Annotated in this window: 14 protein-coding genes; 11 read left to right on the top strand and 3 right to left on the bottom strand. The window is 38.0% G+C overall.

The features are described 5' to 3' along the window. Window positions 1–10 precede the first annotated feature (10 nt). The 9 genes from G7061_RS06645 (at window position 11) to G7061_RS06605 (ending at window position 8,934) form a co-directional block, all read left to right on the top strand. A complete protein-coding gene (locus G7061_RS06645; RefSeq protein ID WP_166119941.1) occupies window positions 11–1,912 on the top strand; it encodes a BglG family transcription antiterminator in 1,902 nt (633 codons plus the stop codon). Window positions 1,913–1,921: 9 nt separating this feature from the next. After that, window positions 1,922–2,260 (top strand): PTS lactose/cellobiose transporter subunit IIA, encoded by a 339-nt coding sequence (locus G7061_RS06640; protein ID WP_201288206.1) that lies wholly within the window; start codon window positions 1,922–1,924, stop codon window positions 2,258–2,260. A 134-nt stretch (window positions 2,261–2,394) separates the two neighbouring features. Beyond that, a complete protein-coding gene (locus tag G7061_RS06635) occupies window positions 2,395–2,718 on the top strand; it encodes a PTS sugar transporter subunit IIB (RefSeq protein ID WP_159638664.1) in 324 nt (107 codons plus the stop codon). After that, the gene (locus G7061_RS06630) at window positions 2,718–4,076 is read left to right on the top strand and encodes a PTS sugar transporter subunit IIC (RefSeq protein WP_159640376.1); all 1,359 of its coding nucleotides are present in this window, start codon (window positions 2,718–2,720) and stop codon (window positions 4,074–4,076) included. Before G7061_RS06635 ends, G7061_RS06630 begins: the two co-directional genes overlap by 1 nt. Before the next feature lie 84 nt (window positions 4,077–4,160). Beyond that, window positions 4,161–4,679: a GrdB-related putative oxidoreductase gene (locus tag G7061_RS06625; protein ID WP_166082798.1), complete on the top strand. Its 519-nt coding sequence runs from the start codon at window positions 4,161–4,163 to the stop codon at window positions 4,677–4,679. 16 nt (window positions 4,680–4,695) lie between these two features. Continuing rightward, a complete protein-coding gene (locus G7061_RS06620; RefSeq protein WP_159646941.1) occupies window positions 4,696–5,652 on the top strand; it encodes a N(4)-(beta-N-acetylglucosaminyl)-L-asparaginase in 957 nt (318 codons plus the stop codon). A 1-nt stretch (window position 5,653) separates the two neighbouring features. Further along, complete coding sequence (locus G7061_RS06615; RefSeq protein ID WP_159640385.1) at window positions 5,654–6,763, top strand: Sapep family Mn(2+)-dependent dipeptidase; 1,110 nt, start codon at window positions 5,654–5,656, stop codon at window positions 6,761–6,763. A gap of 15 nt (window positions 6,764–6,778) precedes the next feature. Further along, entirely contained in the window at window positions 6,779–8,170 is a 1,392-nt protein-coding gene (locus G7061_RS06610) for an aspartate ammonia-lyase (RefSeq protein WP_240914410.1), read from the top strand. Window positions 8,171–8,178: 8 nt separating this feature from the next. Beyond that, window positions 8,179–8,934 carry a copper homeostasis protein CutC gene (locus G7061_RS06605; protein ID WP_166119934.1) on the top strand — a complete coding sequence of 252 codons (756 nt, stop codon included), beginning with the start codon at window positions 8,179–8,181 and terminating at the stop codon, window positions 8,932–8,934. A gap of 11 nt (window positions 8,935–8,945) precedes the next feature. On the opposite strand, the gene G7061_RS06600 is transcribed toward G7061_RS06605, so the two are convergent. Then, the gene (locus G7061_RS06600) at window positions 8,946–9,194 is read right to left on the bottom strand and encodes a hypothetical protein (protein WP_166119931.1); all 249 of its coding nucleotides are present in this window, start codon (window positions 9,192–9,194) and stop codon (window positions 8,946–8,948) included. A 167-nt stretch (window positions 9,195–9,361) separates the two neighbouring features. Between G7061_RS06600 and G7061_RS06595 the strand changes: the two genes are divergently transcribed. Then, window positions 9,362–9,934: a YdcF family protein gene (locus G7061_RS06595; protein ID WP_166119928.1), complete on the top strand. Its 573-nt coding sequence runs from the start codon at window positions 9,362–9,364 to the stop codon at window positions 9,932–9,934. Window positions 9,935–10,370: 436 nt separating this feature from the next. Here G7061_RS06595 and G7061_RS06590 read toward each other — a convergent pair whose 3' ends face one another. Further along, the gene (locus G7061_RS06590; protein WP_159640400.1) at window positions 10,371–10,772 is read right to left on the bottom strand and encodes a DUF2513 domain-containing protein; all 402 of its coding nucleotides are present in this window, start codon (window positions 10,770–10,772) and stop codon (window positions 10,371–10,373) included. A gap of 424 nt (window positions 10,773–11,196) precedes the next feature. Here G7061_RS06590 and G7061_RS06585 point away from each other — a divergent pair, with 424 nt between their 5' ends. Beyond that, the gene (locus G7061_RS06585) at window positions 11,197–11,715 is read left to right on the top strand and encodes a GNAT family N-acetyltransferase (protein ID WP_166119925.1); all 519 of its coding nucleotides are present in this window, start codon (window positions 11,197–11,199) and stop codon (window positions 11,713–11,715) included. Window positions 11,716–11,747: 32 nt separating this feature from the next. Here the strand turns inward: G7061_RS06585 and G7061_RS06580 are convergent, their stop codons facing one another. Beyond that, complete coding sequence (locus G7061_RS06580; RefSeq protein ID WP_166119922.1) at window positions 11,748–12,548, bottom strand: hypothetical protein; 801 nt, start codon at window positions 12,546–12,548, stop codon at window positions 11,748–11,750. Window positions 12,549–12,830 lie beyond the last annotated feature (282 nt).

Raw genomic sequence — 12,830 nt, 5'->3', positions numbered from 1 at the left:
AGGGATAATCTTGAATTCAAGACAACGAAAAATTCTTGAGTACCTATCAGAGCAAGACGCATGGATTAAAGGAAAAGAGTTGTCCAAAGTTGTGGGTGTTACGGATCGAACAATTCGATCGGATATCGATGCCCTCAACCAAAACTATCCTGGTATCGTTGCATCAAGCACGCGTGAAGGATACTTAATTGAGTTATCAATTTATCAAAAATACAAAGAAGCATCCGATGAAATTATCCCGCAAACACCTAACGAGCGAAGTATATACATTATAAAAGAACTACTATTCAGCAAACAACGACGCAGTATTGTTGCATTGCAAGAAGCATTATTTGTTAGTGAACATACCATTGAAGGCGATATCAAGCGTATCCGCGAGTTAATAAAGCCCTATGGAGGCTTAAAATTGGTGCGAACTGACAATCATATATACTTTGATGGAAATGAACACGTGAAGCGAAAAATTTATCGTGATTTACTAGCAGACGAAATTAAAGACAATTTCATTAATATTAATCGAACGGCATCATTGTATAAGCGTTTTGATCTTGTGCGTGTTACGGAAATATTTGAAGCGACACTTGCCGATTATAATTATCAAGTGCGAGAGACTGCTGTGCCAATGATTGTTGTTCATATTGGAATTACCATCGAACGCATGCTTAGTGGTCACTACTTGGATAAAAGCAATAATAATCTTCAGGACAGTGTAGAGTTTCAAATTGCTCAAGATTTCTTTCATAAGATAGTTACGATGATACCAATTACATATTCAGAAGTTGAAGCTGAGGCACTAGCAACTATTCTTATGGGATATAAGAACGCTGTAAAACTGAGTGACACCCTTCAATATGAAGGGAAGGATGTCAATATCTCGAAGCTACTTGCTGATTTAACGGATGTTATCTTTCAAACGTTTGATTTGGATTTCACAGATGATGAGGATTTTCAAAACGGACTTCGCTTACACTTGCAATCGCTCGTTATGCGCGTCACGAATGAAACCGTAATTCCTAATGCCCATTTACAAGAAATAAAAAAATCATATCCCCTAATTTTTGAAATGGGGTTAGTGGTGAGCCGATTGATTGGAAATGCGTTTGGATTTGAATTATCAGAGTCTGAGGTTGGTTTCATAGCAATTCATATAGGTGCGGCTTATGACCGTTTATCCAGTTCTAAAAAATATCAAGTAATGTTGATTGCCCCTAATAACCGCAGTTTGTCGAAATTGACAAAAGGAAAGATCACCAACATGTTTAAAGACCGAATTGAAATCGCTGAAATTCAGGAGTATTTTGTTGAAAAAGATGTATTGAATCATGACATTGATTTAATCATCTCAATTTTACCAATCGAACATAGTCTTGAAATACCAACAGTACAAATTTCGATGTTTGTCAATCATGATGATGAGAGTAAAATCTTTAGAGTTTTAAATGAAATGGATAAGAATCGCTTTAAACATGAATTTGGAAATCAATTTGGGACGCTAATTGATGAACGGTTTTTCTTCAATAATTTAGATTTGGATACACCAGAAGCAGTCATTGATTATGTTTCAAAGGCACTTCAAGATAACTTTATTGTTTCGGAGCATTTTAAGCAATCGGTCTTAGATCGAGAAAAGATGTCATCGACGTCCTTTATTTATGCCATCGCAATTCCACATCCGCTGGATTTGGAAAGTCATCAGTCTAAAGTTGCTGTTGCATTGTTAAAAAAACCAATACGCTGGGGAAGTTATGATGTTAAACTGGTCATGTTACTCGCAATAACAGAAGAAGATAGTGCAAAGATGTGGCTATTCTTCGATTGGTTGTCAGAAACCATTACCAATACCGAAAAAATGTCGAAACTACTTCAATCAAAAAATAGAAATGAATTTGTTCATTGGATGATGAACGACTAGGAGGAAATTATGGAAGATTTAGAATTAGTGAGTTTTAAAATTATTAGTGCTGTAGGCGCAGCGAAATCATCGTTTATGGAAGCAATGACCTATGCAAATGCATATGATTTTGATAAAGCACGTGCACTAATCGAAGAGGGTGAAGCATATCGTGTCCAAGGGCATGAAGCTCATTTTGGCTTAATTCAAAAAGAAGCTAGTGGTGAAAAGACAGCTTTAAATTTAATCTTGATGCATGCTGAAGATCAATTAATGGCAGCTGAAACAATTAAAATTCTTGCGGAACAGTTGGTTGCAAGCTATGAAAAAATTCATACGCTCGAACAACTAATCCAAACTCAATCTTAAGAACTCGTCAGAGTTCTTTTTTTGTATCACATAAAATCACGTAATTTTGTTCCGTTTACTTAGGAAATGTCCTTAGGTGGAAGCACTTTCATTGTACGGTATACTAAAAGTACATAAAGGAGGGAGAGAATCCTATGAAACGTGTCTATTTATTCTGTAATGCTGGGATGTCTACAAGTCTACTTGCAAGTAGGATGCAATCAGTCGCTGATACCCATAACTTACCCATTGAAGTTAAAGCTTTTTCAGATTCTAAGATGGAAGCAATTGTGAATGAATTTAACCCAGATGTTATTCTTTTGGGTCCTCAAGTTAAATACCGCTTGGAGCCAACTATTGAAAAATTCGGACATTTGGGGATTCCTATTGAAGTCATCAGTCTTGAAGACTATGGGAATGTGGATGGAGAACGTGTTCTTAAACGATCAATTTTACTCATGAAGGAGAATAAAAAATAATGTTTGATACACTAGAGAGAGTGCTTGCTCCGATCGCGGAGAAGCTCAGTAAAAATAAAGTTCTATCAGCTATTCGTGATGGATTTATTATAAGTACACCATTTATTATTGTTGCATCGATCTTCTTACTTATTGCCAACTTCCCGATTCAGGGGTATCCGGAATTCATGGCAAGTATCTTCGGTGCAGGATGGGATCGTCAACTATCATCTGTTGTTTCCGCTACATTTGATGTTATTTCGATTCTAACAGTTGTTGGTATTGGATATGCCTTTGCTCGAGAACTCAAGGTTGATAGAATTTCAGGTGGTGTTGTTGCACTTGTTTCATTCCTAATCCTTACACAAACAAGCTATCCAGAATATGTCAATGAAGCTGGAAAAGCATTCCGAGGATTCTCATTTGGCGTTCTTGGGTCACAAGGTATTTTCTTGGCTATGATTGTTGCCCTAATTTCTGTAAAAATCTTTGCATGGGTTCATCACAAAGGGTGGATTATTAAATTACCTGAAGGGGTACCACCTGCAGTTATGGAATCATTTGCTGCATTGATCCCAAGTGCATTTGTATTCGTAGTTTTCTTCCTTACACGTATCGGATTCTCAGCAACAAGCTTTGAATACGCACACGTCTTTATCTATAAAGTACTTCAAGCACCATTAATGGGCTTTGGAGAATTTAAAGCATTTGATGTTATTTACCAATTCTTAAGTAACTTATTCTGGTTCTTCGGAATTAACGGTCCAGCTGTTACAAATACAGTGTTCCGACCAATTCATGAAGCAATGACATTGGCAAACCTTTCAGCATTTGAAGCTGGACAACCACTACAATATATCTTCACTGGACCATTTAGAGATTTCTTCTCAAACTTTGGTGGTGGTGGTTCAACCTTGTCACTCGTTATTGTCATGATGTTCTTTGCGAAATCACAACGCCTCAAACAATTGGGTCGTCTCTCAATTGTTCCAGGAATCTTTGGTATTAATGAAATGATTATTTTTGGATTACCAGTTGTTCTGAACCCAATTATCATTATTCCATTCTTATTTGTACCTGTGATTAACTCAATTCTATCGACGATAATGATGACGACGGGACTCATACCACTGACAACGGGAATTGCGTTACCGTGGACGACACCATTCTTCTTCTCAGGTTGGCTATCGACCGGAAGTATCTTTGCCGGTATATTCCAAATTGGATTGGTCGTTCTCGACTGCTTCCTTTACTACCCATTCTTCAAGATTCTTGATAAACAATATCTTCATGAAGAAAGCTTAAAAGGTAGTGAAAACGACACAATTGATGAGCTCGATGGCATTTCACTCGATGATATCTCATTTGATGATCTGTAAGAATTCATAATTTGCCAAAGCAGCTTTCCTGACATCGAGACGGGATATAAAGCTGCTTTGCTTTATTTAAAGGAGGTATGCTTCATGCGTACATTATTATTTTTTGATCAAACCCAAGCAGGTGCTGGTGGGAAAGAACGTCCCAATGTTGAACTTGCTGTTGAAAAAGGTGGAATCGGTTCCTATCATATGTTTGAGAGTAACCTTAAAGATGTGAATGCTTCGGTTCTTGCAACGATGTATTGTGGCAATCAGTATTTCTTTGATAATCAAGATGAAGTCGTTCGTAAAGTTGTTGGATTGGTCAATAAGTTAAAAGCTGAAATGGTTGTATGTGGTCCATGCTTTAACTACAAAGATTATGCCCATATGTCCGCAATTTTAGCGCACGCAATTGAAACACAAACGGATGCGAAAGCAATTGTTATGTGCTCTGTTGAAAATGACACGGTTATCCAAGAGTTTAAGGATCTTGTGACTATGGTTAAAATGCCTAAAAAAGGTGGCACGGGATTGCGCGACTCATTTGCAAATATGGCGAAAGTCATTGACGTAAAAACGAACAATGGTAATATGGAATTAATTAAAGACTACATTTATTAGAAGGAAGGTACGCTCTATGTGGGGTATTATTGCAACGTGGCGAATGGCTAAAGAAGGTATTGATGATGCTGTGGTAAATCTTCAAGATGGTGGAAGTGCGGGTGATGCTATAGAAACAGCAATCAAAGCAGTTGAAGATTTCCCGTTTTATAAATCTGTAGGATATGGCGGATTACCAAATGAAGAAATGGAAGTTGAATTAGACGCTGCTTATATGGATGGAACAAGTTTTGATGTTGGTGCAGTAGCAGCCCTCAAAGACTTTGCGAACCCAATTTCAATTGCACGTTCTCTCAGTGCGTTCCCTGTGAATAATCTACTTGTGGGTGCAGGTGCTGAAGCGTATGCTCATAAACACGGTTTCGAACGAAAGAATATGCTAACAGATCGTGCTAAAATTCATTATAAAAATCGCGTTAAGGACTTACGTGATACAGAAATTAGTCCATATTCAGGACATGATACAGTCGGAATGGTATCACTAGATCGTGCAGGTCATGTTGTAGCAGGTACATCAACAAGCGGCTTATTCATGAAGAAAAAAGGACGTGTTGGGGATTCACCAATCATCGGTTCTGGTCTTTATGCAGACAGTGAAGCGGGTGGTGCATCCGCAACCGGTCTTGGCGAAGATCTCATGAAAGGTGTCGTATCATATGAAGTTGTACGACTCATGAAAACGGGAATGAGCCCCCAAGATGCTGTCAATAAAGTTACTTTTGATCTAGATCGTGAACTTATCAAACGTCGCGGAAAAGCCGGTGATATCTCAATTGTTGCTATGAACCAAAACGGTGAGTGGGGCGTTGCGTCGAATATCGATAATTTCTCATTCGCAGTCGCAACCGAAGCACAACCAAACACTGTATACACAACAAAACGTGTTGGTGATACGATGGTTCATGAAGTTGCATCTGAAGCATGGTTGGAGCAATATCTAACGGATCGCATGAAACCATTGGAGGAAAAGTAACATGATACCTCAAATATATGAAAAAATAGATGCATTAATGCCAGAGTTACTGCAGTCGATTCAACGACTCGTAGCGATTGAATCGGTTGAAGGCGTGCATACACCAGATGCACCGTATGGTGAGATGCCTAAAAAGGCTTTGCTAGAAGTATTAGCGATTGCTGAAGAACTTGGCTTTAAAACAAAAAATATCGACAACATTATTGGCTATGCGCAATATGGCGAGGGTGATGGTGACTATATCGGTATTTTCGGTCACGTTGATGTTGTGCCTTTGGGCGAAGGGTGGCAATACCCACCACTTAAAGGTGTCATTGATAACGGTCGTATTTATGGTCGCGGAGTTCTTGATAATAAGGGACCTATCTTAACGAACTTATATGCTCTTTATGCTCTCAAAGAACTCGGAGTAACTTTCAATAAACCAGTCCGCATTGTTTTTGGAACCAACGAAGAGTCAGGATTCGGATGTGTGCAACATTACCTTACCAAGGAAAAACCTCCTGTGTTTGGCTGGACACCAGATTGTAAATGGCCTGCTGTCTACGGTGAACGGGGACGGGCACTCATTCAGTTCGTCAATCATGGATCGCTGGAATCGTTTAACGCATTCGTGAATGAGTACATTCTATCCAGTCCAACGAACGGTGTTAAATTGGGTATTAATGTTCGGGATGATGATTTTGGTGAAATGATCATGCGTGGATACAAACTGGGTGTCATTGAAGAAAATCTAATGTTCCAAATATCATTAAGTTATCCCAATGCCAAACCGATATCCGAATTGATCGAAATGATCAAAGCTGTAGTTCCAGATTCAATTGAAGTGATATGTGCCCATAATTGGGATCCTGTTTTTTACGATAAAGAATCGAATGAAATTACGTTGCTGACAGATGCCTATGAAGAGGTTACAGGAACTCGATTGCTTCCGGTGACGACCACAGGTGGTACTTACGCCAAAATAATTCCAAATATTATTGCTTATGGTCCTAGTTTTCCAGGCCAAAAAGATATTGCTCATTTACCGGATGAATGGATGAATCTTGAAGATATCCGCAATAATGGCAAAATATATAGCAATGCCTTGTATAAACTGAGAAATCTATAACAGGAGATCATGATGATGAACGATAAATTTCGAATTGAGAAGGATTCTTTGGGGGAGGTCAAGGTACCTTTTGATGCGTTGTATGGTGCTCAGACTGTCAGAGCGCTCGATAATTTTCAAATTACGGGTCGTCATGTCAACGATATGATGTACATTGCCTTAGCACAAGTAAAAAAAGCATGTGCACTCGCGAATTATGAAGTAGACGAATTAGATAGTGTTCGAAGTGATGCGATTGTGGAGGCGTGTGATGAAATCATTCAAGGATTGCATAAGCACGAATTTGTTACAGATGCGATTCAAGGTGGAGCAGGAACATCGATGAATATGAATGTGAATGAAATTATTGCCAATCGGGCAGCGCAAATTTTAAATAAACCAATCGGTATTTACGATTTTGTGCATCCCAATGATCACGTAAATCGTGCGCAGTCAACCAACGATATCATTCCAACAGCTGGGAAATTAACAGTTTTAAATCTCGGTATGCTGCTTCTTGAAGAGATGTATTTTCTAGCTGACGCATTTCACGCAAAATCGGTGGAGTTTGCTTCGATTATAAAGGTTGGCCGAACGCATCTTCAAGATGCCGTCCTAATTTCTATGGGTCAGGTATTTCAAAGTTATGAGTCTGTTTTGCAACGAGATATTCATCGTTTTAAGCATGCACTTAGTGAAATGCAAGTCGTAAATCTGGGTGCAACTGCGGTTGGGACGGGAATTAATTCGGTTCCAGGTTATCGCGAGAAAGCTGTGGCTAATTTAAGTAAGATTACAGGGAAATCGTTTGTAAGTGCTGAAGACCTCGTTGATGCGACGAAACATGTCGACGGATTTGCCTATGTTCACGCTTCTTTAAAAACATTTGCGATTGGATTGTCACGAATTTGCAATGATATCCGAATGATGGCATCGGGACCTAAAGTTGGTTTTAATGAAATCTTTCTTCCTGAAAAACAACCTGGAAGTTCAATCATGCCTGGCAAAGTAAATCCTGTTATTCCAGAAGTTGTAAATCAGGTGTGCTTTCAAGTAATTGGTAATGATGCGACTGTCACAATGGCGGCGGAAGCGGGTCAAATGGAGTTAAATGTTTTTGAACCAGTATTATTCTATAATTTGTTTGAATCTTTAGAGATTTTACGTCACGCATGCTCGACACTTCGACTCCATGCTATTCAGGATCTAAAAGTGAATGAACATCGGGTTCATGATTATGTTGAACATTCATTGGCAATGGCGACAGCTCTTGTTAAACACTTAGGATATGCAAAGGTTTCAGAAATAACTAAACAAGCCTTAAAAGAAAACAAATCGTTACGTACAATTGTATTGGAACAGCAACTAATGAGTGAAGCAGAAGTGGATGATGCTTTACGACCTGAGTCCATGATTCATCCACGTTAGGAGACATTATGACATATTGTGTTGAAGTACTTGCGGCATCACCAAGTGATTGCGAAATTGCAGAACAGTGTGGTGCTGATCGTATAGAATTAAACAACGGAATTCATCTCGGAGGGTTGACGCCAAGTATTGGTACCCTCGTTATGGCACGTCGTGTGACGAAACTTCCTATTGTTGCAATGGTTCGACCAAGACCGGGAGGTTTTCATTATAATCCAATGGAAGTTGAAACAATGTTCGTGGATGCGAAGCAATTAATCGCAGCAGGCGCGGATGGTTTGGTCTTTGGTTTTCTCAATGCTGATAGAAGTGTCGATGCATCCTTGACACAAAGCTTTGTCGAACTATGCCATGAACATGGTATTGAAGCTATTTTTCATCGTGCTTTTGATTGTGTCGAGGATCCTTTTGCAGCAATCGAAGTGTTGATCGAATGTGGCGTAGATCGTATCTTAACGAGTGGATTGAAAGATACTGCAATTGAAGGCGTTGCACTTCTTAAAACACTACAAGCTCAATATGGTAATCGTATTGAATTATGCTTAGGTTCAGGAATTAATGCAGCAAACGCACTTACACTCATCAATCAAACAGGTGTAAAACAACTACACGGTTCGTTCAAAGGATGGAACGAAGACCCAACCACTCGCACGGAAAATGTTTCGTATGCTTTTAGTGATCTTGGTGACTATGATGGTGTCGATCCAGAAAAACTGAAAGAAATGATAGATGTTATTAATACTAAAAAAGCAGTTTCAATGTGAAACTGCTTTTATTATTCGTTTTTGTCGATGTGTTCTTCTCGAGATTTGTTACAGCGTTGCTCATAAAAGAGAAAGGCGATAGCAACAATAAGCTGAAGAAGCCCAACATAAATAAAAGACTTAAAGAATATAGCTGCATTAAAATATGCGCTATTTGAAACGCCGAATCGGATGTCAACCTCGGATATCACTGAAGCAAAAAAATAATACACGAGAATATAGATTGAGAGGGCATTCGTTAAACTCTTAATTTTTTTCATTGATAGTTTCCTTTCAGTATAGTTGTTAGCTGCGTTCATTATATCAAGTTATGGCGAAATTTGATAATTGAAAGATAATGTGTGTGTTGCAGGTGCAATGATTGTGGTACGATAAATGAAATTGAACTACAAACGTTAGATGAAGTTAGAAAAGGTGAGGCTGCGATATGAAACGAAAAACGATTCTACAATGGCTTGTTGGAATTATTGGTGTTGGTGTAATTTATGCGCTTCTTGTGTTTGGACTCATATTATCGACATATCGTGAAGTTCCCCCTCAAGGAATCGATACAATGATTGTTCTTGGTGCGAAAGCTTGGGGAAATGAACCATCACCAATTTTAAAAGAACGCTTAGATGCAGCGGTTCCATATTTGCAAACGAATCCTCAGACGGTTGTGATTGTGACCGGTGGTCAAGGTCCGGATGAAATAGAACCAGAGGGTGTAGTTATGGGCAGATATCTGGAGTCCAAAGGAATTGATGCAAATCGGATTATCGTTGAATCGACCTCTACAACTACCGTCGAAAATATTCAAAATGCAGCTAAACTCCACGACATTTCAACTGCAATTGTAGTAAGTAATGATTTTCATATCTATCGCGCAAAGCGAACTGCTACCCAAAATGGAGTAAACACAATTTACGGTCTTGCGGCACCGTCTAAAACGAAAGCAACTTTCGTATCGTATCTTCGCGAGATTGTCGCATTGGGCTATCATTTAATATTTACGCACTAGAACAAATAAATGACTTCGTGATTTCTAATCAAAACTAAAACTCTATCAAATTGATAGAGTTTTTTTCTAAATCATTAAAGCGATTCGAAATGGTTAATAATACATGTAATTGAAAGGATTGTTCCGAAGTAGATTACAAACAGAGGTGCTGTTTTGATTGGCGGAAATTTATGGGAGTTTTCGATAAATAAATAGGAAACCCAAAGTACCATCAATAATATACCCAAAAGATTCATATACTTGTTTTTAGCAACGGTACAATAGGCAAGAATGTAGGCTCCTACTATAATTATGCCAGCTGAAAATTGATGGGTGGGTGTTGGCATAATAAAATCCCAAGTAGTGTACATTGTAATTAGAAAAAAACTAAAAGTAACGATTGGAAGAAAGTCGACAAACCAAAGCAGAATCCGTATTGATTTTGCTATCGCAGGTTTCATTGCACAGTGTTACGATCATCTGTCGTTCTGCCATATTTTGTTGCTAAATAAGCATGGTATCCATACACAAAAATACTTAAATCATAAATAGGATACTTTGCTGCAATGATATTTTTAAATTCCTCGAAGAGCGTTGGATCCTTAACTGCATCAACAAACGAAAGGCCATGATCCGTAATACCAATGATATAGGTTTGTTTCGGATTGTAATCATAGGAATCCGAAAACTCAACAGTTCCTATGTGTTCATTATGGATATGTCTTAGACTATCGGTTACATCTTGTTCTGAGTACATTTCTAGATTCAAGTCAGCTTGGGTGATGATCTTTGAAGCATCAGTTTTCTTCGTAATGTAAGTCATCAATACGTCGCGAATACAATCTATATTTAAAGTCATATGAATTACCTCCTATCTAAATTATACACCAGTAAAGGTGTTTTTAATTTCGCATGAAGATATTTATTGATATTTCTTTGCATCATACTTACTAAGTCGAATCTACTATTAAATGTCATGTTAGAACAAATTGTAGTCTTTGGATTGATTTTAAGTCGATTATGGCTAATATTAATAGAAACTGGAGCCAATTTATATGCATAAAACAAAGTTTCAGAAGAATCAATGCAATTGGCTTGTTTATATTCTGACAAAGAACACAAGTTATGTTTCTTCTATAGCATCTTGGAACTTACTAAAAATGAGTATATCAGCATTGAAAAGGCTTATGAAATTAGTAGGAAACCTAGATAATCAAAATTTACATTTAGCCGTTTGCACTGTATGATAGTCCTAAGATAGAAACGAGATTCCGAAGATACTTATGATTTCATTAATGCCTGTTACCGATGTGTATAAAAATGATGTTGAGATGTTATACCAGAATGCATTTCCTGAAAATGAGCGGAAAAATTTAGCATACATCTATGAAGACGAAGGAAAGAATAGTGAGATTTGTGTCTTACTCGATGATGATGTATTTGTGGGTTTCACGATTGTTCTTTTCACTGATACCCTAGTACATTTAATCTATTTTGCAATTGACCCTAAAGTTCAAAGCAAGGGGTTGGGTTCGTCAACATTATTGTTAATTAAAGCACGTTATCAACGTACGATTTTTGCAGATGTCGAAGTAGTTCATCCTAAGAAATCTGATGCACCAATTCGACGTCGAAGAATTAAATTTTATAAAAAGAATCATTACTTTGAAACGAGAATTGTATATAATTGGCGAGGAGAAGATTTTACCATTCTTTCTACTGATTACCCACTTACAGCTCGAGAGTACCACGATTTCTGGGAATCGATTGAAAAGAGCAATCCAAAGCTTCTGGAATATTAATAAAGAGCATCGTATACGATGCTCTTTTAGTATCAAGTAAAAGGATAGGGGTCCCAAACAGTTGAGTCTTGTCCAGGTTGCGTATAAATACCATTTTTATAATTTGAGGATGCTTTCAGGCGATAAAGTCGGTTCTCGCCATTCGAATCGTATGACGCAACAATCGTTGGTGATTCATCCGATTTCTTATAAATCGTAAAGGGATCGTACTGAAGTGTATTTTGAAGATTCCATCCGAAGTCAACACCCGGTTCGGGATTTTGATTAGATTGAATTGTTTCGTTCGCAACATATAATTTTTGCTCGTGATATGTGATGGAACCTTTAGTATAAACGCGTGTCTTTTGCCATTTCAAATCCGAGATAGTGCCTATCTTCTTCCACCCGTTCCAGCCATCGGACTGTTCGGGTGTCATATTTGATGCACCTCCATTATCTGCACGGTACACGATGTCATTCATAATAACCAAATCATTGATAAAGTAGCGTGCTTGGATGAAATGGTGATTACTGTAGAAACGGTAATGGCCACTATAGCCTTCCGAAATGTCTGGTGAATCTGGAAGTTTATCATGCCATCCTGTTCGATACCGTAGCAAATACATATCCTTGTAATAAACGACGTTGCTTTCAACGTATCGGGTATTCTCTTGAAACTCAGTAGCACCAATTGGGTGAATACTTGGTAACGAAAAAGTTCCGATTTTTAAGGAGATATCAGACGCAGTGTCTATGTTGTTTTTGATCGAAATATCTTGCCAGTAACTGTAAGTGGTCGACACTAAGAGACCTAGCATAAGTAGTAGGGTTCCTAACATTAGAATTTTTTTCATGGTTGTTCTATGACATAATGCATAACGTATCCTTTGGTCAAAGGTGGGGGTTCAACGTAGCATTACTATTCTCCGCATTGTTATCGTGCTAATTTTACCACCTGTGATTGTATCGAGCAATCAATTTACGATAAATTTCCTTTATTTTATAGGAGAAATCACACCAATCAACGGAATATTTGAATTTTAGTATAAGATTTATTTTTTATACAATTGTGATATAATCCCTATTTTTGTTGAATTTAGGTATGTGAAAGCGGTTACCAAACAAGTACTATATGT

The organism is Erysipelothrix sp. HDW6B (assembly GCF_011301115.1).
Classification (GTDB): Bacteria; Bacillota_I; Bacilli_A; order Erysipelotrichales; family Erysipelotrichaceae; genus Erysipelothrix; species Erysipelothrix anatis.
Note: the sequence above shows the minus strand (reverse complement) of the source record. Positions and strands in the feature narration are given on the sequence as shown.